The organism is Novipirellula rosea, assembly GCF_039541335.1.
GTDB classification, from domain to species: Bacteria; Planctomycetota; Planctomycetia; order Pirellulales; family Pirellulaceae; genus Novipirellula; species Novipirellula rosea.
The window spans coordinates 191,124-217,325 of record NZ_BAABGA010000018.1; the positions used below are offsets into that span (position 1 = coordinate 191,124).

Below are 26,202 nucleotides of genomic sequence, written 5' to 3' on the forward strand. Positions count from 1 at the left end.
CACCCCAGTTCACCCAATTTACCCACAGCACGCATTTAAACTTTTTTGTAAGTCGAACCTCGCTCTGACCCGGGCGAGAACGATCGGCTTACAGCCCCAAGTCGTGGCTCCGAACCGAACCGTGACGCACCCTGTGCCAAAAGTTGGAAAGCTTTTCGCAGATTCCCAAAACACATTTTTGCCATTGCCATTGGCACTGAATAAGAGGCTGTTTGATGACCAACCGTAAATCGAGTGTTCGAGACGGTATCGAGAAAAAAGTTCGCAACTTGTCGGATCGATTGCGCATGAAGCGTCGTCGCAAGGAGCGTCGTTTGCTCTCCGAGACGCTGGAAACGCGTCAATTACTTGCGGGCCCTGAGTTGATCGGTGTGCAGAGTAACGAAGGGGATCTGTTTCGGGACTTCGAGACTCAGATCACCAATACGCTGCCAACGAGCGTGCCGGAATTGAACGTTTCGCCTCGCGAATTGGTGTTCCGGTTCAATGACGACGCGGTGATTTCGCCTGAAAGTCTGCAGGGAATCACGATCACTCGCGCCGGCAGCGATGGTTTCTTTGAAGCCGCCAACGCTACCACCGATTTGGGAACCAACGGCTCGGTCTTGGTCGAATTCCGCTCGCAAACCACGGGTGCTGCTGGAAACGGCACTCAAATCGTGTTTGCGACGAGCGATCGGGGCCCCAATGGCTTACCCGTCATCACCTCGGTCAACGCATCGGGCATTCAGCCGGTGATCACGCTGAATTTGAACAGCGCCACCGGTCGCCCCGCTACCGTTGCGGACTTGGTCAACGCGGTGAACAACACCGCCTCGGTGAACCAATTCATCAGCGTTCAACAGGTCAGCGGCGCCTCGCTAGCAAAAGTGGGTCTAAGCGTTGACACCAGCCGCAGCTTGACGCTGACCGGGGCCAACGCCGCGCAAGCGCTGAGCGATTTGGGCACCAACGGAGCGGTCCGCGTCCGCTTGACTGCGACAGAAACCGGTTCCGCGGGAACGGGCACGCAAGTGATCGTCAAACAGCGAAACTTTGGCGGTTCCGCCTTGCCGCTGGTATTGGTCAGCGGAAACACGGTCGAGCTACAAGTCAACTCGACGCCTGGTTTCGAGACGACGATCGATCAATTTTTGCTCGCGATTAACAGCAATGAAGAAGCGTCACGTTTGGTGACCGGGTCGCTCGAATTTGGCAACGGCTCGACGTTGATGGGCAACCGCACTCCGACCTTTTCACCGCTCGTGCTTAGCGGTGCCAGCGATTCGGTGATCCAACCGGGTTACGTTGGTCTTGGCGATTCACCGCGTGAAGTGGTTTTCCGTTTTGCCGAAACGCTTCCTGACGATACCTACCGGATCGACATCAATGCCGCCGGCGCACTTGGATTGCGCAACGAAGATGGCGAATACTTTAACGATGGCATCAGCGTTAGCGGTCAGTTCACCGTCAACGTTGGTCCCAAGGTCCTGGCCGTGGTTCCTCAACCAGTCACTCGGTCGGCCAACGGAACGCTCACCTCGGCGCCCAACGTGATCGAGGTTCACGTGGATGGCGGCGATGTCAACGTCGCGACACTGGAACGTGAAGACCTGTACCGTCTGATCTACACACGAGACACGTTGACCAGCAGCGACGATTTCGAAATGGCTCCGACGTCGGCGGTCTACAATTCGTTGACCAAGGTCGTCCGTCTAGAATTCCCGAGTGCACTGTCACGGGTCGTCGACCCGCTTGGTAATGGCAGCACCTTTATTAAGGGTGCGGCGCGTTTGCGAATCGGTTCAAGCGAACCGATCAAGATCATGCCAACGCAAGTTCCAATCAACTCGGATCCTGCGGACAATTTCTCCAATGCGTTGAACCTGAACAACACTTGGACGATCAGCAGCAATCCCAACGCAGGCATTCAATCGGCACGTTTGACCAGCGAGATTCGCAACACCAGCAGCTACGGATTGAACCTTCCAGGCGAAGGCGTTCCGGGGACACGCAATTTGCGTCCGGACGATCCATCGCGACTTGACCGCACCATTCCGCTGGACGTGTTTCGCCGTGGAGCGGATTCCGAAGACGGCATCGCGGTGTTCCAATACAACTTCGTCAACAGTTGGTTGGGTGACGATCCGACAAAAGCCGGTATCGATGAAACGCGTGAATATTTCAACCTGATCACCGAACAACAGAAGGCGCGCGTTCGCGAAGTGCTGTCGCTGTTTAGCGAATATCTCGGCGTTCAATTCGTGGAAACCAACGGTGGTTTGACCGAAGCATCCTCCTTCTCGATCGCAGTGGGCGAACTGTACGGCGCAGACCCTCGCGTTAACAGTGCGACCGCGATCCGCAACCCCGATGGCACGGTGCAGACGACCGGCCCCGAAGCGGTCGTGGTGGCAACCCGTGACCGCAACGTCGACGGCATTGACGACCTTGTGGTATTGGACTTTCAAGACTTTGATCAATCGACCGACGATCAACTTGGCGGCGAATTCTTTCGAGGTGCATTCCTTGCCGTTGGACAATTGCTCGGCTATGGCTATGCCGATCACCTGCCCCAACCGGTAACGCAAAGCACCGAATCGGTACTCAATCCGGGCACCGACAACGAACCTGCATTCCCGAGCGTTGCCGACATTGTCAACGGACAATTCTTGTACCGCCCCGAGAGCAACGACATTGACGTGTATCAATTCACGTTGAATCAGCCAGGCAAAGTCAGCATCGAAACGATTGCCGAACGACTGCCAAGTGCAAGCTTGTTGAACACCGCGCTGCGTTTGTACAAACGCGACAGCATCACCGGCAAGTTCACCGAGGTGGCCGCGAACGACGACTACTTTAGTGATGATTCGCTGATCGAATTGGACTTGGAAAGAGGCACCTACGCGATTGGTGTCAGCGCTTCGGGCAATACGACCTATGATCCTGCAACCCCTGGCAGCGGATTTGGCGGCAAGAGCGAAGGCACGTACGAATTATCGCTATCGTTCCGCGCCAAAGAAGCGGACGGCATCAAGGACAATTCTGGCAATTCGCTCGATGGAGACCTGGATGGCAACCCGGGCGGACTATTCAACTTCTGGTTTGTGCCTAACGACCCGAACACGACGTTATTCGTTGACAAAGCGGCGACCAATCCCGACCTCAGCCGGGCGACTCCGAATCCGTATCTGAACTTGAAAGATGCCTTGGCGGCGGCCTTGCCGGGCGACACGATTCGTGTTGTCGGCAACGGCGGTGTCGATGGCGACGTCAGCACGTTGGAGGACAACTTTGCCTACCAAATCGGAAAAGACAATCGCGGGATCTCGCTTGCTGATGGCGATTCGATTGTCGTTCCCAAAGGCGTCAACCTCGTTATTGATGCGGGTGCCGTCTTCAAGATGCGACGCAGCCAAGTCTCGGTAGGCAGCACTGCACCGCTTGTCGATCAAAGCGAATCTTCGCTACAGATTTTGGGCACGCCAACATTGATCGGATCCAATGGACGGATCATCACCGACGCCAATGGGGTTGCGATCCCAGGCAGCGTGGTCTTCACCAGCTTCAATGACAACTTGGACCCAGACGTCCCCGACAGTGCGTCCAAGGGTGATTGGGGCGGGATCGATTTCCGCGGCGACATCGACTCTGCTGACGAGTCACGTAAATTCCTCGAAGATGAAGGCATCTTCCTCAACCACATCCAGTACGCCGATCTGCGTTACGGTGGCGGACAAGTGTCACTGAATGGTCGCCAAACGGTCATCAGTCCAATCGACATGGCAGTGACACGTCCGACGATCATCAACAGCAGCATCAGCGTGTCGGCCGACGCGGCGATGGCAGCCACCCCCGATACGTTTGCCGAGTCACGATTCATGACTTCGTCGGCAAGCGGCCCCGTGTTTACACCGGACTACTCGCGAGTCGGGCCTCACATTCGCGGCAACCAACTCGACGACAACACCATCAACGGTTTGTTTGTTCGCGTCGCCACGCGAACCGGCGGCCAGTTGCAACCGCTGACTGTCGGCGCTCGGCTTGACGACACCGACATCGTTCATGTTTTAACGGAAAACCTACAAATCACCGGTTCGGCTGGCGGTTTGGTCCAAACCGTTGACGCCCCGGTCAGCTTGCTCATCCGCGCTTCGTCAACGGACACCGCAGGCGAACCGCTCGAAGGCAATATGGTTGCCGGATCGTATCGCTACCGCATGACATTCGCCACGTCTGGCGGAGTTGAAAGTGATGCGAGCCAGCCCACGGCGGCGTTTACGTTGCAAGACGATGGCGCGTTGCAATTGACGGGTTTACCAACCGTGCCTGCATCGTCAACGTTCACATCACGACGACTTTATCGTGCGACCGTTCAAGCCGATGGCAGTGACGGGCCCTACTTGTTGGTCGCCAGCTTGAATGCGAGCGATACTGCGTTTATCGATACGGCACTGGCAGGCAGCACCGCACTTTCGGCAACCACGGGCCAACGCACGGCGCGTCCCGATGCAGGGCTAACCGTCGATCCCGGCACGATCATCAAACTCGATGGTGCTCGCATCGACGTGACCTTTGGCGCCCATTTCTATGCCGAAGGCACCGCCGAACGCCCCGTCATCATGACTAGTTTGGCCGACAACCGCTACGGTGCCGGCGGAACGTTTGACACCAACAGCACGAACACCACCGACGCGCTCAGCCATGGCGATTGGGCGGGACTTTATGTCGGCTTCGGCGGTGCAGCGTCGATCGATCACGCCGTGATCGCAGGTGGCGGTGGTATCTCTCGTATCCCTGGTGGATTCGCCAGTTTCAATGCCATCGAAGTTCACCAAGGCGAACTGCGTGTGGCGAACAGCCGCTTTGAAATGAACGATGACGGACGGGAAGTCGTCAATGTCGATGATCCCGACCGCGGAGGCCGTAGCGACAACGCGAGCGGCACCATCTTTGTTCGCGCCGCACAACCGGTCATTGCCAACAACACGTTTATCGGTGGCTATGGACCTGTCGGTACCTTCGACGTCAACAGTTTCTCGTTCAACGAAGTCACCGATGCTGGCCGCAGCACCGGTCGGATCGACATGATTCGGTCCACGGGCAATAGCGGTCCGCTGATCCAAGGCAACCGCTTGGCACAAGACGAAGACCTTCCGGACACTGTTGATCGTTTCGGCCTAAACGGCATCGAAGTCCGCGGCGGTGCCGTGTCGACCGAAGTCGTGCTAGACGACGTCGATATTGTCCACATCGTTCGTGACACGATCGAAATCCCGAACCAACACATCTACGGTGGCATGCGTCTGGAAAGTGACGCACGTGGAAGCCTGGTCGTGAAGTTTGAAGGTGCCACTGCCGGCATCGTGGCGGGTGGAAATCTGCAAACATCCGAAGATCAGTTCCAGGACATTGCCGACCGTATCGGCGGCAGCTTGCAAGTCGTGGGCCATCCCGATTTCCCCGTCGTGTTGACCGCGTTGGTCGACGATACGATTGGTGCTGGATTCCGACCTGATGGCAGCCCTTCGGTGGACACCGATGCCAATGGGATTCGCCAATCGATCCTGTCGTCTCAAACCACAACAACAGCGACGCCTCCGGGGCTTCCCGTTGGCCCTGAGTACGACCGCACCGATCGCGAAGTCGACAATGGCACTCGCATCGACAACGACATTGACCCGAACGTCATTGGATTCTTCGAGGGCACCGTTACCGATGGCAACGAGGTCACGAACATCTCGGTCACGGGAATCGATCAAGCGACTGCAACTCGGTTGCAACAACAGAACTACGGTTTCCTCGAAACCACTATCGTTGACATTGACTATCCGTTGGGATCTTTTTTAATCCCGTTGGCTGACACAACTCTCCGGCTAAGTCAAACGACGATCACACGACCAGCGACCCTGATCTCGAGCGACACGGTTATTAGCGAGGGCACGTTCAACATGTCCAGTAACCCTAACGATCCGCGTCCCGTGAACTGGGTTGCCACGACGTTCTTCTTGGACAACCGTGCAGTTATGTACACGGCGGTCGAGTTTTTCACGCCCGACAATCAAGATTTCGGTGCCAATATCCAAGTCATCAACTATCTCGACGCAGACGTCGGCAATGGCAACACGGATACGCTTTACAGTGTTGGCGTTCCCGGGGAACAAGATTTCCGCGCGATGACAATCAACGGGCAAAACCGCGTTGGTTTCAGCCATGGTGGTATATACGTCAACGACGGAACGAACCAGTTCAACGCGACCTACGATGGCTGGATGGCCGACGATGCGGCTCGCTTGCTAACTGCGGTTGATACGGAAAACACCAACTTCACCGTGTTGGGTGACATCGACCAAGCGTTGACCGCGCAGGCCAACGATCCGTTGTTCCCCAACGCCACCGCTGCGTTTGGCATTGGCGACATCGGAACCAGTTTCGCGTGGACACTCGACTCGGCTCAGGACCGAGCCAAAGTAACCAGTTTCATCGAATGGATTCCAAGTGACCCGGCGAACCCGTTTGTGGTCCAATTGCCGCTGAATATCGAAGGCAGTGGCGACTGGGACGGCATTACGATTCGCGAAGCGGCTGCTGACCGCAACGTTTCAATCACCACCGAAAACGAGCCACGCAACGTGGGCGTTTCGGATACCAACCCGACTCCGGGTCAGTCTCAGTTCCTCGGCGAACTCGCCCCGAACCAAACTTCGGGCGACGAGAATCGCCGGCTTGGATTTATCGTTGACGGTTCGATCAGCCAAGCCAGTGATATCGACGTCTATTCGTTCATCGGTGAAGCGGGAACGCAAGTTTGGTTGGACATCGACCGAACCGATATGCGACTCGATACGATCATCGAACTGATCGATGCGAACGGCAACACGTTGGTGTTGTCGGACAACTCGATGGCCGAGTCCTTGGGGACTCAAAACCGCTTGGTGGCTCCGGATGGTCGATTCCCAGCGGCCAATGCTCGCTCGCTGAACCTGATCTCTGCCAACGACCCGAACATCACCACGCAAGATCACCAAGATTTGTTTTCGACGAATCCACGCGATGCAGGAATGCGACTGATTTTGCCGGGTGAAGCAGGACAACGAAACCTGTATCACGTGCGAGTGCGAAGCAGCAGCGTCGAATCGGGATCGAATCAATCCTTGGTCGTCTCGGGCCAATCGGCTGCGTCGGTGCCATCGAGCCTGCGTCGCGGATTGACATCGGGCTCGTATCAAATGCAAATCCGTTTGCAAGAAGTGGACGAGCATGCGGGAACCCAGGTCCGCTTTAGCGATGTGCGATTCGCGGTCAACGGCATCCAAGTGATCGGCGGCCCGATCCACAGCCCACTGGCTGGGGACGAATACGAACTGGATACGGCAAACGACACCTTAAGTGCAGCCCAACGTCTCGGTCTGTACTCGGTCGCCATCGACGACCAAAACCTAGTGGATGCGAATGGCAATCCAATTCTCGATGCCAATGGCAACCCCATCGCTGCTCGCAACAACGGACCGCTGTCGAGCGACCGATTGTCCAAGACCATCGGGGGTGTAATTGACAGTTTGACCGATGTGGATTGGTACGAGTTCGACATCAAGTACGAAAACTTGACTCGCGATAATGCCGCGTTGTACCTTGCCACCGCATTTGACCTCGATTACGCCGACGGTTTGGCACGAACGGACACCGCGATCTATGTGTTCAACCAAGCGGGTGAATTGGTGCTGATCGGCACCGACAGCAACATTGCTGACGACCAACCGCTTGGCAGTGCCAATGCGGAAGATTTGTCACGCGGATCCTTCGGAACGGGCGACCCCTTCATCGGATCGGCTGAATTGTCCGAAGGCATCTACTATGTTGCCGTTTCGAATCAGCAACGTGTTCCACAACCGATGGATCAATTCTTTGATCCCAACTCGACCAACCCGCTATTGCGTTTGGAGCCAATTGATTCGGTGCGGCGAGTTGTCGAAGAACACTTCGAGGCCATTCCGGTCAGTGGTACTGCGTCGACTCCACAGTTCCCGGTTCTGTTCGACCAAAATTCGATCATCGACTACACGTTCGATGACGTCATGCTGTACGTCAACACCGGCAGCGGACTGTTCTTGGTCAACCCGTACACCGGAGCGGCGTACACGTCGTCGACTCAGGGCGGCGGGTTCCTTGGCAACTTCGGAGACGAAGTTCGCGACGTGGCCTTCGGAAGCAACGGCGAACTGTTTGCCTACACCGGATTCAGCAATCGCCAGCCCGCCGACAACGCATGGGCTTACTACAGCATCGACACGGCGACGGCAGCACTCGGCACCCCGATTACGGTCGGGGGTGGCATTACCACGCATCACTTGAGCAGTCCACCGCCTGTCATTCAGCCCGGGCAATTTGCGGACTTGAACGTCGCAAGTGACGATGGTTTGGAAGTCGAAGCGATCACGATTCGCGAATTCCTTAATGCCGAGACCGGTTTCTTGGTGGGCAATCGTCCGTTCCCACAGAACGGTTTGGCCTACACGACAAACATTCTGTATGGATTCAACGAGAACACCGGCTTAATCAACGGCGGAAACTTTAATCTCGACCGCAACATTCCGGGTGCGGGTACAAGTCGACGCGAAATCGGGCAAATCGACACTGCGGCTCCGACCGGTGCTCGACCGCTGCAACTTGGTTTTACAGCCGCGACGGAAGTGAACTCAGCAGGAATTGCCACGCAAAGCCTGTTCGACGGCGACCGATTTACCTTGACCAATCAAGTTGAAACCGTCACGTTCGAGTTCGACCAAGGCTTCACGCTCAGCATCGACAATTCGCCGCTGACCAATCCTGACGGTACTCCGGGCAATCCGCGGACGATTCCGTTTGGTGACACAGTCTTGATCAAATTGCCAGGCCAAGTCGCCAAGGTATTCGAATTCGTCAGCGATCCGGCGAACGTGACTGGAACCAACATTCCCGTTGTGATTTCGGCCAACCTCGGCCCCGAGGCGTTGATCGAACGATTGGCGTCGGCGATTCGCGGTGCTGGCGTATCGGTTTCAGCGGCCGGAACCCAGTTGTCGGTTCCTAACGCGGAAACGGTCACGATCCAAACCAACCCGCTTACGACCTCCACCAGCCTCGTTCTCAGCGGAACCCCAGGGGTTGAAAGCGGTAACTTCCGTATCCCGTTGTTCCCGACCGACACGGCCGGAGTGGTGGCACAACGTATTGTCAATGCAGTCGACCAAGCCAACGCGGCAGGCGACCTACCCAACGTCAATGCATTCATTGACGCCGGAGCCAGCGACGCTCACTCGGTTCGTATCGTCGGTGGATTCATCGGCGACCCCGTCGGCAGTGCAGCAAGTTTGCCAACGGGCAATTTGACTGCGGGCGGCTTGCCAACCGGCGGGACGGTGACCGGTGTCGAATTGGTCAACAACAATCTGTATGCGATTACCGACACTGGGGGCTTGTTCGTTGTTTCATCAGGCGAACTCGCTTCGGCGGTCGGAAACCGCACCGTGGGAAGCTACGTCCTCTCAGCGACCGACTTGGTCGGCATCAACTTCACCGGTCTGCGTGCAGGCCCCGCCAGTGTTGAAGATGGCGAACTGCGTCAGATCTTGTTCGGTGTGACTGGCGGCGGTGACATCTACGCGTTCAACACGCGTGGTGAGTTGCAACCGGTCTTCGCGGGCGGCCGATCGATGATCTCGACCGGTATCGGCGGTGCCCTGGGATTGGACTTCAGCATCCTGGACTACAATCTGTGGCATGTCACCGAGCGTCGTGATACCGACCCGGGGCATGGTGTCAGCAGCAACTTCAGCGACACTCGCCAAAGCAGCATTGGTGGAAACAGCTTGGCGTTCAACTTTGAAAACACCGCTGAATTCCGGAGCAAATACGCTCATCCGGCAGAGGTTCCTGACGGAACGCGACTGGACGGAACCAGCATTGTTAACACCTACAACATGCCTGGTGGAGCGAAGGGCGAAGTCCAAAGTAACACCTTTGACCTTTCGGGATACGCGGCAACCGATTTGCCGACGCTTTACTTCAGCTACTTCTTGGACGCTGACGATGTCGCCGACATCAACGGTGCCCGCGATTCGCTACGCGTCTACATTGTTGATGCGAACGGCGTCGAACATCTTGTCGCCAGCAACAGTGACTTCCGCAACACTGGCGAAAACGACGATGAATTTGATGACCCATCGGCGATCAGCCTGAGCACCGGATCGTTGTACGACGACGACATCGATGTCGAAGTACAGCAACTGTTTGACAACACCGGCAGTTGGCGTCAAGCACGCGTGCCATTGCAACCGTTTGCGGGCCAATCCAATCTGAGCATGCGAATTGAGTTCTCGACCGCTGGTAAAACGGCGACTGGAACCCCATCGATCCGTGCGGTTGCAGGCAAAGGGTTGGTCGAAAATTCGCAACTCGTCGTTAATGGCGAAGCGTTCGCAATCGACTTGGCTCCCGCCGTCAGCGCCCCGTCGGGACGTCAACTCGCGGCACTGTATGGTCCCGATCCGAACGCGGTCGCCGTGATCACAGTCGACGGGCAACAATACGTGCTGGACGATGGCGTTCGCCCCGTCGCCGCGGACCAAATCCGCATCGACTTGCTGGCATCGCAACCGACGGGAACCTCGCTCGAGGACCTGAGTTCGAGCCAAATCGCATCATTGATCGCGGACACGGTCGACCTGAAACGTCTGGTGCCTTCGGGTGCCGTATTGGCGACTCGCTACTTGGATCCTGATTACCGAGAAGTGATCGAGTACGCTGGCCAAACCTTCATCCTGAACGATGGCACACGACCGGTCGCAACGAACGAAGTCAGTGTGGATCTGATCGATCCATTATCGAACGTGACACTGGACCAACTTTCTCAGCTGGAGATTGCGGCGGCCTTGTCGCTGGCGGCTGGATTGCCACTGCCAGAATACAACGTGATTGAAAACTTCAATTTCTCGGACCCAAGCGACACTCCTGGCGTCACCGGCGAGCGTAACGACTTGCTGTACCAAGCCACGCCACTGCCTTACTCGGGCGGCAACGCCACGATCAAGGGAACCGGTCGGATCGGTACGGTCGACGCACTGGGCAATCCGTCGAATCTGAACGACGTGGACCTGGTGCGTGCGGATGTCACCGCAGGAACCACCATTTTCGTTGACGTCGACTTGGTCACCAATCCCGCCTTGAACGCTGCCGTTCGCTTCTTTGACGCCAAAGGCAACGAGTTGCCTGGGTTTGTCAATCAAGCACGCGATACGATTCAGGTCACAGCAACGCAAAATGGTCCGATCTTTATCGGCATCAGCGGTATTGGAAACTCGACCTACGATCCTCGCATTGCAGGTACCGCTCAAACCGGCCAAATCGATTCCTACACCGTTTCGGTCAATTTCCTATCGCCGATCACTGCACGAACCGACGGCAATTTGATCGAAGTCGACGGCACGGCCACGATCACGTCTTCATCGCCAAGCTTGCTGCCCGTCAGCGGACAACAAGTTTTGACGGGTCGCCCGATCCAGGTCAGCCGATTTGATACCGCCCCGCAAGTCGCCCAAGCGATCTCGCTAGCCTTGGCGGATCGATTCAGCGATGGCGACACCTCGTTCACTCCGACGTCCGGTGCGATGGTGCGAACGGGTGCCCTGACGATCAACGACTTCGGACCGTTTGTGAATGAGCAGCTGCGTTATGGCGATCAATTCGCAGCCGGATTCCTTGCCGGAACCGCGGACAACAATCACGAAGGCGTGTTCATTGACGACATCATTATCGGCTTCGCCGAGCGTGGTGAACTCGCGACCAATTCGCGTGCGGTCAGCCCGACCGAAACGTTTGTCGAAGACGGAACACGATTCTTCACTTCGACACCACGGCCGACTCAACCTACCGTGACGGGCGCGTATCAACTGGAGATTCGTGACGCCAGCGAATATGTCGACAGTGAAGCAGCAGAACAGTTCCGCACGTTTGACACCAATGATCGTTTGACCGATGGCTATGCATTGCGAACGTTCTCTGGAAACGAGTTGATCGATGGTGCCACGTTCACCGTGGGATCTGCGGGTGCCGCGATTCAGTTCGAGTTTGATTTGACGAACGAATTTGGTGTTAGCGACGGACTCAATTCGCCAAACTCGCAAATCCCGATCGTGGTCAGCGAATCAGCGACGTCGAACGAAGTGGGCACTGCCATCATGAACGCCCTTCGTGCCTCGGCGGTCCGCCAGGTATTGGGGCTGGATGCCAACGGAGCCAACGGCAGTCTCAATGACAATCGCATCAACGTGTATGGCGACGTCACGATCACCGATGACGGCACCGCGTTTGATTCGATCGAAGTCTTTGGATTACGAGGCGACAGCAACCGTGATCGCAATGACCAAGGTGTGATCATCATCGAAAACAGCCGATTCCTCTTCAATGCCGATGCCGGCATCGAACTGAATCGAGGTGCCGAATCGCGAGTGCAAGGGGTCAACCAATCCGACCAACTGCCTGCGGCGATCGTTTACCCTCGCAACCTGGTCGAGCTAAACAGCAACGACTTGCTGCCTGGCGTCGTGGTGCAAAGCAACGTGTTGGCGTTTAACGCAAACGCGGGCGTTCGTATCACAGGGCTAGGACCTAACGGTGGAACGCAAAGTAATCCGATCGCCTTTGATCGAATTTTGAACAACACGATCGTGGGCGGTAACGTCAACCGACCCGATGAAGCGTTCCCAGACATTTTCAACGACTTGCTGTTTGACAAAGGCGAGATTTCTTTTGCCGACACGGTTGTTAGCTATACCGCCGGTGCCAACGTCTCCGCCGGTTTTGATAATCCGCAAAAAGCACTCGGGGCTCCCGATGTTGTCGGCCGCGGACTCGAACCAGTCGACGGCGAATTCACGACCTCGCTCGGACGCCGCGGCGTGTTGACGGTCGGTTTCACCGACAATTACTTGACCGGCAGCGGCGATGCTCGACCTGACTTGGTGATCTTTGAAACGGGGTCCATCGAAGGGGTTTCCGTGGCGGTCAGCCGTGACGGCGTCAACTTTATCAATGTCGGCGTGGTCGCGGGCATCGATGCCACGATCGACCTGGACGCATTCGGTTTCAATGCACAAGACCGCTTCGGGTTTGTGCGGTTGACCGACCTCGGCCAAGGCACCTCCACCACCGGTGCGGTGGGTGCCGACATTGATGCGGTGGGTGCATTGTCAACCGTCGCAGCGGACATCTATGTTCCCGGCAGCCAAGGGATTGTGGTTCAACAAGGAGCCGCACCGACGCTGCTGAACAACGTGATCGCAAACGCTCAAACCGCGATTGCAATCGACGATGCCAGCCTGCAGACCGTGATTGGTGGAACCACCTATTACCGAAACGCCACGGATGCTCGCAGCAACCAAACGGATGCTCGAGGTGCCTTTGCACAACAGATCAACTCGTCACAAGAAGTCTTTATCGATCCGGTTCAACTGGTATTCACGCCACGAGCCGGCACGCCACTCATCGACAGCTCGATCGATTCGCTAGAAGACCGACCGTCGCTGATCACCGTACGCGGTGCAATTGGGTTGCCACCGAGCCCGATCATTGCTCCGTCATTCGATGTCAATGGTCAATTGCGAGTCGACGATCCTGACGTGGAAACCCCCTCGGGTATCGGCGAACGGGTGTTCAAAGATCGTGGTGCCGAAGACCGTGCGGATGAAGTCGGACCGCGGGCTATCCTGGTATCGCCACGGGCTCCGGACATCGGACTTGACGGCGGCCAAGTGGTTACCGGCCGAGGCGACATCTTTGATGCATTTGATATTCAATTGATCGACGGCATCGCCGGTGCGGACCCAACCCCAGGGGTGGGCATCGATGATGACAGCGTCACAGGCGATGCAATCCTGGTCACCCGAGACGGGCAAACGCTGGTCGAAGGAATCGACTATCGATTCGGCTACGACCCATCGAACAATGTCATTCGCTTGACACCGCTGGCGGGAGTTTGGCAAGACAATTCGGTCTATGTCATCCGCTTGCTCGACTCGACCGACGCCGTCCTTCGGGTGCAAACCGGATCGAATTACTCCGACCGCGCCCTGACAACGGTGATTGGTTTGGATGGTTCGTTCACGACACTCGAAGCCGACACGGGGATCAATATCGTGGTCGCTCCGAGCTTGTTTGGAGCGAACATCGATGGACAATCGATCCGAGTCTTTGACGGACAAAACGAAGTCACGTTCGAATTTGACACCGATGGTCAAACCAGTGGTGGTTTCGGAACTGCAAGCACCGTTGCCGTACCGGTTGCCACGACCCTGAGTGTCAGCCAATTGACGGCGGCCCTCGCCGATGCGATCAACGCATCGATTTTGAACCTGGATGCCACTGCACTGGATAATCAAATCCAATTGCTCGGCGATTCCACACTCGCTTCGGCCACGCCACTGAGTGACGTGTTCACGGTCACCGTTACCAACACCACGTTCACGATGACCTCGGCACTATTTGGTGCGGCCGACGGCGAAACCGTGACCGTCTTTGACGGCACGAATTCGCTGACGTTCGAGTTTGATTCCGATGGAACTCAAAACGATCCCAACAGCGTCCTTGTGCCTGTGATCGTTACTGATTCCACGCAACAATTGGCCGAAGCACTCAACACCCAGATCCAAGCATCGGGATTGAACCTCACATCATCGGTGCTGAACAACCGTGTGGTGATCTTGGCCGACTCGCCGCTCGCCAACGGATCGACGCTATCCGATAATATCCGCGTGACCAACACGATCAGCGGCCCTGCGATTGGAACGGCAGCCGGATTTGGGCTTCGCGTGCCAAACACCTTGGCGAACGTCAGCGATGACATCGCCGACGGCCAAACCTTTGTCATCCAACGCGGTGCAACTCTGGTTCGAACCTTCGAATTGGATTCCGGAAACGGCGTGATCACCCCGGGTGCGATTCCCGTGGTAATTGGGGCGAACCCCACGCTTGATGGCATTGCGGATGCGTTGGTACGAGCCATTGCGGGTGCAGGATTAGGACTGAACCCTGAAAACATCGGCGACGGCCGAGTCACGCTGGGTGGCGATGCCAACTACGCAGTGGACCTGAGCAACACTGCTCTGCAACTGCTGGCATCCGCTGGCCAAAACGCCACGATCCCTGTCGTGATTCCAATCGATGCCACGATCCAAGAAGTGGCAGAGTTGTACCAAGCCGCGATCCAAAGCATCGGACTGCCCAATGTTACGATCGCGATTGTCGGCGACCGCTTGATCATCGATGGCGTCGGAACGGTGACCGGCAGCGGTGCCGTGACTCAGCCGATCATTCGCGATGACGTCGGCAACTTGCTGCAAAGCAACACGACGGCGGGAACCACCGAATTGGTCGTGTTTGTCGGAGGCGGAGCCGATTACGGTGACGCACCTGCACCGTACAAATCGCTCGAAGCCGACGGTGGCCCTCGCCACAACGTGATTTCGAACCTGTATCTCGGTCGCGGTGTGACACCGGATGCCGATGCTCAAGTTCCCGATGGGGATCGCAATGACGATGGCATTCGTGTCAACGGTGCGGTACGACCTGGGTTCTCGACCACGTTCTTGGTCGATATCAACCTGCCGTCGGACCCAAGTGACACAACGCCACTGCAGGCTCCCGGCGTGTTCTACCTGGACGCTTGGTTCGATTGGGATGGAGACGGCGTCTTCGAAGAAAGCGAAGTCAAACGCTTTGGTTCGGCTGGTAGCGGTCGTCCGCTGGTCGGAGTCGGGGCTGGAAACACGATTACGGTCGATGTTCCTAACAACGCCAAGATTGGCGAAATTTACGCTCGATTCCGAATCAGCGAAGACAGCAACCTTGGCTCGCTCGGCGTTGCCACTAGTGGTGAAGTCGAAGACATCAAACTGTTTGTCTCGAGCAATCCGTTCCGCAATCCAATCAACCGAAATGACGTCAACAACAACGGTGTCGTCACTCCGCTGGATGCATTGCAGATCATCAATTCGCTCAACCGAGCGGGAGCGTCGACGATCCGTTTGGATCAACCGACGCCAACCGATTTGCCACCGTTCCCTGATACCAACAGCGACGGTGTCGTCACGGTTTCCGATGCACTGAACGTGATCAACGAGCTTAACTTGAACCGCAACACGTTCAGCGGTTCCGGTGAGCAGGTGAACACTAGCACCCGCTACGTGCCGACGGCCGATGGCGTCTACGCTTCCGGAGCGACCGCGGTCGGTGACCTGCTCGTTGCTGAAGCGAACGAAAACGCCGCAGTACGACAGGATCCGGTTTCCAGTATCGCGGCCGAAGGTGAATCGTCCAAAGCGAGCGTGTTTGATCACATCGCCGTGGCGAATCTTGATTCGATCGTCGATTCGTTGGCCGCCGACACCGCGTCGGCAACCGATGGCGAGGAAGAATCGTCCGTGCTTGATCAGATTTTTGCCAATCTTTGATCGAGTCGGCCGCAGGAAACCGCCGCAACTCGGTTGCGGCGGCGGGGGCGTGTGGAGCGGTTGGAGACAGCCAGGAACGGGCCCGTGAGCGACTCATTAAGTTGCTCGCGGACCCAATCGAGTTAGCATTATCGCTAAATTCCAACGCCAAATACGGGCTTCCACGACAAAGCACCGGAACGAGAGAGTCCGGTTTTGTAATTGCACGTTAAGATAACAGGGTTGGGGAATCGAAACGGATTTCAACGATTGCAGCAAATCCGCGAGACAAATCCTGTCTTGTCGCGTCTAAGTTGCGAGCCGATTTGGCAAGGAATGCCGATCATTCCTTTCGTACCTGTTCTCTTACACGATGCGTTCCCCGGTTTCTATGTTCCGCTTCTCAGCAAATCGACGACGAAAGCGTTCGGAAAAACGCCGAACCGCTCGTTTTCAGCAGCTTGAAAAGCGGAATTTGCTGGCGGCCGCTCCGCTCGGGGCGACGGAACTCGATACGGGCGAGTTTCTGCTTGGCCGTGTCGCGGTGACGCCCGTTTTCTTCGAAAGCGACGGCAGCATTGATGCCCAGTCTCAAAACTGGACGGCTACCGAGATCGACGAAATGCTGGCCAAGATCAGCGAAGGGGTCAATTGGTGGGCCGACACCCTCGATGGACTCGATAGCGTCCACTCGCTTGAATTCGTGATCGACGACACCTATGCCAAAAATCCGGTTGCGACCCCGTATGAGCTGATTGATCGCAACAGCGAGGGCTATGAATTGGCGGTGAGCAAATTCATGGATTCGCTAGAATACCCTGGATCCACCGCGCTGCAGAATGCCGTCTTAGCGTTTAATCACGATCAACGCGAGAAACTGGACACCGATTGGTCCTTCACCATTTTTGTCGTTGATTCGTCGGATGATATCAATCCGTCCACCGGGCAACACGATGGTTTCTTTGCTTCGGGCGGCCATTTCTCCGGTGCGTTTGCTTTCTCCGGCGGGTTATTCATGGTCACCCCGTCGACCCGCCCGGCATCAACGATCACCCATGAAATGGGGCATATTTTCTGGGCGCGTGACGAGTACCCAGGCGGCGGATCATGGACCGATCGACGAGGCTACTATAACGCTCAAAATGTGAATGCAGCCGATAACCCCACGGGCGGATTTGTCCAAGAAGACAGCATTATGCGAGGCGGATTTCCGCTCGCGGAAGCCTATAAAAACCACACCAGCCCTGCTGCGACACTGGCGATGGTCGGGTGGCAGGACAGCGACAACGATGGCATCTTCGACGTCGCCGACGTGCCGCTGGATTTACAAGGAGTGGGCTATTTTGACGCCACCACTTCCACGTACCACTTTGATGGCACTGCCAAAGCCGTCGCACTGACTAACCAAAATTCCGAAGGCCCGCAGAGCGATATCACCCTCAATCGGGTCAGCCAGCTGCAGTACCGACTTGATGGAGGAGCTTGGATCGTCGCGTCGGAACCCGATCAACAACTCGTCGATTTTGAATTAGAGATCGTGATCGACCATCCGTTTTCAACCATCGATTGGCGAGCCATCGATCTGCACACCACCGTGACAAGCGACATCGTCCAGGGCACGATCCAATCGCCTGCGATTTCCACCACCAGTATCACCGGGTTTGCATTTCTCGACGAAGACGAAAACTCGGTCCGAGCGGGATCCGAACCGTTTATGAGCAACGTGTCGGCAACGCTGCGACATGCCGATGGATCCCCGTTATTTTCCGGCGAAGTGCAAGCAAACAAGCTGCCCGATGGAAACATTGCGAACGACAACCTTGCCGGCGTCACGCTGACGAACGAAGGACACTCGTTTCAACGCCAACTAGGCGTGTTCGAGTCGCCCATTGCCAGTAACGAAAAGTTCTTTCAATCGTTCGACGCCCAAGTGATTGTGTGGAGCGCAAACTGGAACAAGAACAACGCGTTTGTTGCCAAATTCGACCAGAACGTTGGCGAAGTGAACGTCAAGATTTGGGGGACCAACGCAGCGGCCCCAAGTTACGGGCGTATCGAAGCCTATGACCTCAATGGGCAATTGATCAAACGTGTGACCAGTGACGCGGTGCAATATGGCAAGTCAACGACGCTGAGCATCCAAGACGACAGCGGCCGCATTGCCGAGATTCGAGCGTATGGACATGCCGATACCTCCGTCGCCATCTCGGATCTGAGCTTTGGATTCAATGACCATGTCACCTCGAACGAATCGGGAACGCTGCAATTCAGCCATCTTCCCGATGGCGACTACAGAGTCGAGCTTGCGGCGGCCAAATTGATCTACGCGTTCGATGATCCGGCCCCGGTGATCCAGGTCCTCGGCGGTGCGAGCGACGATTTGGTGGCCATCGCCCGACGCGTCACAAGCCCTCGGCACAATTCAAATATGCCTGGCGACGTGAACCAAGATCAAATCATGACTGCACAAGACGCCTTGGTGATCATCAACGATTTGAACCTCAATCGGCCGCGTACGCTCGGTGCGAGTGAGACCAGTGGCCCGCTCGTCGATGTCAACAATGATGGCGATGTCACGGCATTGGACGCACTGCTAGTGATCAATGCGTTATCGGCCAATAGTAGTAGTGCAGGCGGCGGCAGTGCAACGGGCGGCGAAGGCGAAATTGGGACAGGCGAGCGGGCAATTGCCAGTAATCCGGCGTCCGATAGCATTCAGACGGACAGTCAGCGGCTTGCTGCATCCAATGCGGTGCGGGACCGAGCCCTCGCCCAGTGGACCAGTTCCCCCCAGCAGGCTGAGGGCGAAAAAGGGGGCCAATTCGCTCAGAATGCCCCTACCGACGAACTCTATGGACGCTCAAGTGTCAAAGAACTCAAGCCCTCACCGATCATCCTGCCACCGCTGGAACCGACCGAGATTCTTCCCTTGTCCGAAGAAATCTCCGAAAAGTTCCCCCAGAATTTAGTTGTCAATAAAAAGTCGCTAAGCACAATGGGGTCCGAGTCGATTGAATTGGGCTCCCTGACTGGCACCAATCCCCCCTTATCTACCCCCACAATCTGACGAGTCGAAATTATTTTCCGACAGAAAAATCGGAACCTTTTGAATATTGCGATCTCTAACCGACAACATAGTGTCGCTAGCCCGCATAGATTGCCCTGGATGTTGATAAGTTAGGAATGCCAGATAAGATAGGCTGGTTCGTATGTTTTTTCGACTTGGTCACTCTATGTCGATCTAATTCCAAGCTCTAACCGAATCACTTGACTATGTCAGTCGTGTTCGGCACTGAGTTTTCCCCGAAAATTTCCTTCATCTTCCTGAGAAAAACAGATGAAACATCTGCGTCACTTGCTCCGTCGCTCCGGATGGCTGAGGGCCGACAAACGTTCCAACGATCAAGTCCAACGTGGTCAAAGAACTACGCGACGTTTGAGCAGCGAAGCGCTTGAGCGACGGGAACTTCTCGCAGGCGACTTTGCAGCCGCTCATAACTACTTTCTCGCCAATGACGTCGACAACAACATGCGGGTCACCCCGATGGACGCGTTGACGGTCATCAATCACCTGAACCGCAACGGGGGCAATTCCTCGCAAGTCGGGCAAGGCGAAGAGATCAAGGCGTTTGTGGATGTCAATGGTGACAACCGCGTGACGGCGGCCGACGCCTTGTCGGTAATCAACACGCTGAACCGTATGGGCGAAGGCGCGGGCGAACCCTTGCTTGAGGTTCAATTGAGCGCTCGCGACGGCAACAGTGTTGAATTAGCACGTGACAGCAACGGCGCGTACAACGTCGCGGTTGGACAAGTGTTTGAACTGGAAGTGGGATACTTGGATCTTCGTGAAGACAAGATTTTCACGCTGCCCACCGGAACTCCGGGCCAAACCGTTGACGTTCGCTTCCGCCAAGGGGTGTTCCAACTGGTTGCCGACATTGGAGTTTCAGGCGCTGCCAATGCTCCGAGCCTGATCACACCGATCATTGCCGAGACACAGCAGATCACTGTGGGCAAACAGATCGATGATCCAACAAAGACGCTGGCATTGGAAGTTTCGTTGACATCGGCCACAGGTCAGGTCAGCACTGGCAAAGCCCGCATCGCCGCATCTGATTTCTCCGCCGATCCTACCGGCACTCTGACGACCGCTCTGCAATCACTCGAGGACGCCAATGGCCCATTCCTCGACGCCGGCACAACGGTCCAAGTCACTCGACTGCCATCGACCGATCCTGACGACTTCTTCTTGCAAGTTCGCTTCGGGGGCAATGACGCGGTGGGCGTGAATCAGCCGACCATTTTGATCCAGCCCGTCATCAGCATTGCAGGCGTGGGTGAATTCCCCTTCAACGACGCTGCGGTCACCAATAAAGAGTTCCGCACCGATAACGTTTTGCAGGGCGTCGACAGCAGCAACAACGCTGTGGGACAACGCTACGACATTGATTACGAAAGCCGCTCGCTGCCAAACCCAAATGGTGGCTCGTTCGACTTCCTCAACAACCGGCCTGCGATTGGATCCTTTGACCCAGGTGCTGCGGACCCCGCCGAAGTGTTTAACGACATCGGCGGATTGGGTCCGGTCATCGCTGGCGGTGTCCCCGAAGCAAACGGTGGCGATGAAGACACACTGGACAACGTCTTTGACGCTCTCAGCATTCCTGTCTTCATCAACGCTCCGGTACAAGGGTTGACCTTTGAGGTGACACCGGGCGAAGACAGCAACGGCGAATCGTTCTTGATCTATGGATTCTTGGAAGAGCCTGACGCACAAGGCAACGACAATTCCCGTCCAGTACCTTTGGATCAAGTCCGCTTTGACGCTGACGCCCGATTTGTGATCAACGCGACCGTCGATGGCGGTCCTGTGACCCCGACGGTTTCGGTGACTGTTGATCCCGCAGCCGTGAACGAAGACGGTACCGGCACGTTAAACTACACCTTTACTCGGACTGGAGACACCACCAACGCATTGTCGGTGAGTTATGCAGTCAGCGGCACCGCAACGTCCGGAACCGATTTCACAGCACTCTCGGGTACTGTAACCATTCCCGCAGGGCAAACATCGGCAACCGTCAGTGTCGACCCAACGGACGACACCACCGTCGAGCCGGATGAGACCATTGTTCTAACGGTCACCGATACCGCCAGCTATGACGTCGGCGCCTCGGCCACCGCGACTGGCACGATCACCAACGACGACGTTGCCACCGTCACTCCGGTTGTCACCGTGGCGGTGAACCCCGCCGCTGTGAACGAGGATGGATCGGGCACGTTGATCTACACATTCACCCGCACGGGTGCGACCACGGACGCATTGGTGGTCAGCTACACCGTCGGCGGAACGGCAACCTCAGGCACCGATTTCACAGCACTTTCGGGCACCGTCACCATTCCTGCGGGACAGTCCTCGGCAACGGTCAGCGTCAATCCAACCGATGACTCGGTCGTCGAACCGGACGAAACCATTATCTTGACGATTACCGATACGGCGACCTACGACGTGGGTACGGCAGGTGCAGCGACGGGAACGATCACCGACGACGACACCGCCACCGTGACACCGGTTGTCACCGTCACGGTGAATCCTACGGCCGTCAACGAAGATGGATCGGGAACGTTGGTCTACACGTTTGCTCGAACCGGTGCGACCACCGATGCATTGGCAGTGACCTACACGGTTAGCGGCACGGCGACCTCCGGCTCCGATTTCACGGCGCTTTCGGGAACGGTCACGATTCCTGCAGGCCAGTCGTCCGTCACGGTCAGCGTGAATCCGATCGACGACTCCGTCGTCGAACCAGATGAAACCATCATCCTAACGATCACCGACACCGCGACCTACGATGTGGGTGCGGCCGGTGCCGCGACCGGGACAATCACCAATGACGATACAGCCCCGGTCACTCCGGTCGTCACCGTTGCGGTGAATCCTGCCGCAGTGAACGAAGACGGATCCGGAACACTCGTTTACACTTTCTCGCGAACGGGTGCGACCACAGCCGCTCTGACGGTGAACTACTCGGTCAGCGGCACTGCCACGCCGGGAAGCGACTTCACCGCACTCTCAGGCAGCGTGACCATTCCGGCTGGCCAATCCTCTGCGACCATCAACGTCAATCCAACGGACGATACCACCGTTGAACCCGACGAGACGATCATTCTGACTGTCATCGACACAGCGTCTTATGACGTGGGTGCCGCAGCAGCCGCGACGGGAACGATTACCAACGACGATCAAGTGGTTGTGAACCCAGGAACCATCTCGCTCTCTCCGGCAACGATCTCGGTTAGCGAAGGGGGATCGGTTGCGACCTTCACGATCACTCGTACCGGCGGCAGCGACGGCGCCGTTTCGGTTGTGTTCGCCACGTCCAACGGCACCGCGATCGCGGGAGCCGATTACACCGGAAAGACACAAACGGTGTCATTCGCCGATGGCGATAGTGCCACGCAAACGATTACCGTTTCGATCATTGACGACACCGTCGACGAGCCGAATGAAACGTTCAACGTCACGCTGGCCGGTGCGACCGGAGGTGCCGTCCTCGGTGCGAAAGCGTCAGTTGTCACGATTCTCGATAACGACCCAACCGACCCTGGAACAGGATCCACCGTTGCGGGATCGATCTTCATCGACAAAGTTGAAAACCTTCAAGAAGTCATCAACTCGCCAGGTTCAGTCGCTCCATTCCGCGATGGCGTCAAGGACGCCGACGAGTCAGGTTTGGCCGGAGTTCGAGTGGAACTTCGCACAGCATCGGGTGAACTCGTCGCAACGGCCTTCACCGACATGAACGGAAGCTACCGCTTCACCGGCGTTTCCCAAGGATCGTATCGCCTTCGCTTCGGTGTCTCGGCGGCGAATACCTTCTTGTCGGGAAGCAATGAAATCCCAGTGACCGTAGGTGCCAGTGGCAGCACGGTTGCTCCGGGCAACCTTCCCGTGCTTGGATTGTCGGCATCCATGTCCAACCTGGACATCCTGGCGTCGAGCTACTTGCGTGGCAACTCCGATGCAGCCAGTGCGTCGAACAACGGACGACGAGGCGGATCGGTTGCACTGGATTCCTCGGGCCACCAGATCTTCTTTATGGCGGCCGAGGGTTTTGACAACGTGGACTACAGCGAATTGCTGCTCAACGATGCCAAAGACGCGGCGATTCTGACGATTGTCGACGGAACCGATATCAAGACGGCTCTGCTGGACAAGAACGACTTTGTCATCAGCCGCGATGGATCGGCACTCCAGTTCTTTGGTGGAATTGAAGAGCTTGGCTTTGTTAGCACCTCGAATCCGCTGAACTCGCAAGGCTTTAGCCAAGCGGCGATTGATGCACTGTTCAGTCGAGCAGCAGAGATTGCCAACAATAACTAGTGATTTCCCCCACGTAATCGCTTCCACAAAAGCCCTGGTTGGTTACCGCCAATCAGGGCTTTTTTCGTGTTTGTCAAGGCAACGCTTTAAAGGGCTTGGCGATGGAACCATCGCCCGCGGAGCGGCACTGGGCCGCGTCGATAAAAAGCCGCCGCGATCCCCCCCGCAGGAGAGGCCGACTTGTGGTAAAACTTGGCGATTGCTGAATCCTCTACTGTTTTCCCGGCAGACCACTCTCAATCCATGGTCGCCAACAGGGTTTCTATCTCACCGAAAACCTCCTTATTGCGACCTCAATCATGTCGAACCACGACGATGTCAATCCGTTTGCTCGCCCTTCGGCCTCCAATCAAACCATCGAGTCCAGCCAAACGGCCTCCTCCCCCGTCGCCAATCCTTACGTCCCCACGGCGCACATCGGGCCGGTGCAAAGTGTGATTGGCGACGACGTCGAATCCGTGCGTCGTTACTATCTCAGCCACGAAGCCTCCGTGAAATCCATCGGGATTCTCTACATGCTGGGGGCGATCTTCATGGTCCCCGCGGGCTTCTTTCTCATGCTCGCCCTGCTGATCCCCAGCGAGGAAGCACTTGCCCCCAGAATCGCGGCTGGAGCCGTTGGGTTTGCCTACTTTTCACTGGGACTGCTACAAGGATTTACAGCCGTAGGCCTGCGAAGACTGCGTCCTTGGGCTCGCATTGTGGCAATCGTGTTCAGCGTGATCGGGCTACTCGCCATTCCGCTTGGCACAATCATCTCGGCATTTATCCTTTACCTGCTGTTAAGTGAAAAAGGGAAAATGGTGTTTTCACCCGGCTACCAACAAGTCGTCGCGCAAACGCCCCATATCAAGTACAAGACATCGATCATCGTTTGGATCTTCCTGGGGCTACTGATTGCCTTGATTACATTTGGCGTTATCGTTGCTGTAATTGGCAGTTAAGATAACCGCCATGATGCGGGCGACGTCGATTCAAAATGGACGCGTCTGAAATCGAAGCCATGCTGCGGTTTAAGACCGAGGAACATTTCATCGACATGCACACGATTCGACTTCGCTATCCCTGGACAAAACAGCGGCACCAGGAAGATACCGGTGCGACGCGGGTGAACGTTCCCGAGCGTGACGAGGACGTTCTCGCAGCCGAGTCGCCAGTAGCGACAACCTACACTCGCAATTTCAATCGCCCCACCGGAATCGAATCGGACGATCGCGTCTGGCTGCGAATTACGAGTTGGCAGGGCAAGCTCGCGTCGTTGCGGATCAACGGTCAACCGCAGCCGACCGGCACTCCGCCGCTGGAAATCGAGCTCTCGGACCAATGGGCTCTGCATAACAAGATCGAAATTCAAATCGATCCGGTCGACGGCGATCCGGTTCGGTTTGACGGCGATGTCACTCTTGAGATCCAAACGGGTGATGATGTAATGGCGTGATTCGCCGTGGTGTCGTGGGCGGCATCACCTCTTTTTTTCACTCTGACTCGCAACCGTGGATACTCAACCGACGTGAACATCACGAACAGATCGCCCGTGGCATTGGTGACGGGATCCTCGAGTGGCTTAGGCCTCGTGATTGCGAGAACCTTTCTGGATGCGGGCTACCGTGTTGTGATCGCAGGACGCGACACATCTCGTCTTGATGCTGCGAAAGCGTCGCTTGGACACGATCCCTGCGTTGCTACCGCTTGCTGCGATGTGACGAAACAACAGGGTGCAGAGCATGCGGTACAGACGGCGACTTCGCAGTTCAACCGGCTTGATGTGCTGGTCAACTGCGTCGGAACAAGCGATCGAGGACTCGCTGAAAACCTGACTCTCGAGCGGCTTGACGAACTGATCCAGCAAAATGTTCACACCGCCCTGCTCTGCTCCGTCGCCGCGATTCCCCAGCTGGAAATTCGCGAAGGGGTGATCATCAACATCGGTTCGCTCGCCTCCAAAGTCGGCGCTCGCTACTTGGGCGGCTACGTTACTGCGAAACATGCACTGGCGGGCCTGACCCAACAAATGCGACTTGAACTTAAACCACGTGGGATCCACGTGGGATTGGTCAACCCCGGCCCGATACGACGCGAGGACGCGGGGTCACGCTACCAATCACGCGTGGAACAAGACAGCAACGTTCCCGCGGCGGCGGCCAAACCCGGTGGCGGAACCAAAATCAAAGGTTTGCCTCCCGAGACGGTTGCCACGGCGGTGCTGCAATGTGTCCGCTATCGCCGGCCCGACATGGTGTTACCACGGTACTTGCGGTTGCTGATCGCGGTCGGACACATCTCGCCGCGACTGGGCGATTGGTTGCTGCTGAAATTTACGTCATCCAAGGCATGAAGCGGACTTCAAATCTAAGACGCAAGGATGTAGCGGAGCGA

General features: G+C 56.5%; 6 protein-coding genes. All 6 read left to right on the forward strand.

Translation table 11 applies throughout. The features are described 5' to 3' along the window. The first annotated feature begins 215 nt into the window (after positions 1-215). A complete protein-coding gene (locus ABD971_RS07400) occupies positions 216-16,463 on the forward strand; it encodes a GEVED domain-containing protein (protein ID WP_345320796.1) in 16,248 nt (5,415 codons plus the stop codon). Between the two features lie 370 nt (positions 16,464-16,833). After that, positions 16,834-19,509: a dockerin type I domain-containing protein gene (locus tag ABD971_RS07405; protein ID WP_345320798.1), complete on the forward strand. Its 2,676-nt coding sequence runs from the start codon at positions 16,834-16,836 to the stop codon at positions 19,507-19,509. Positions 19,510-19,779: 270 nt separating this feature from the next. Then, positions 19,780-23,826, forward strand: a complete 4,047-nt coding sequence (locus tag ABD971_RS07410; RefSeq protein ID WP_339939444.1) for a Calx-beta domain-containing protein — start codon at positions 19,780-19,782, stop codon at positions 23,824-23,826. A gap of 299 nt (positions 23,827-24,125) precedes the next feature. Then, positions 24,126-24,770 (forward strand): hypothetical protein, encoded by a 645-nt coding sequence (locus ABD971_RS07415; RefSeq protein WP_345320800.1) that lies wholly within the window; start codon positions 24,126-24,128, stop codon positions 24,768-24,770. 35 nt (positions 24,771-24,805) lie between these two features. Beyond that, positions 24,806-25,264 (forward strand): hypothetical protein, encoded by a 459-nt coding sequence (locus tag ABD971_RS07420; RefSeq protein WP_345320802.1) that lies wholly within the window; start codon positions 24,806-24,808, stop codon positions 25,262-25,264. A 72-nt stretch (positions 25,265-25,336) separates the two neighbouring features. Continuing rightward, entirely contained in the window at positions 25,337-26,161 is an 825-nt protein-coding gene (locus tag ABD971_RS07425) for an SDR family NAD(P)-dependent oxidoreductase (RefSeq protein ID WP_345320804.1), read from the forward strand. Positions 26,162-26,202: the final 41 nt, after the last annotated feature.

Coding starts and splice junctions, on each gene's coding strand:
- ABD971_RS07400 (WP_345320796.1), top strand. CDS start 216: ATGACCAACCGTAAATCGAGTGTTCGAGACGGTATCGAGAAAAAAGTT.
- ABD971_RS07405 (WP_345320798.1), top strand. CDS start 16,834: ATGTTCCGCTTCTCAGCAAATCGACGACGAAAGCGTTCGGAAAAACGC.
- ABD971_RS07410 (WP_339939444.1), top strand. CDS start 19,780: ATGAAACATCTGCGTCACTTGCTCCGTCGCTCCGGATGGCTGAGGGCC.
- ABD971_RS07415 (WP_345320800.1), top strand. CDS start 24,126: ATGTCGAACCACGACGATGTCAATCCGTTTGCTCGCCCTTCGGCCTCC.
- ABD971_RS07420 (WP_345320802.1), top strand. CDS start 24,806: ATGGACGCGTCTGAAATCGAAGCCATGCTGCGGTTTAAGACCGAGGAA.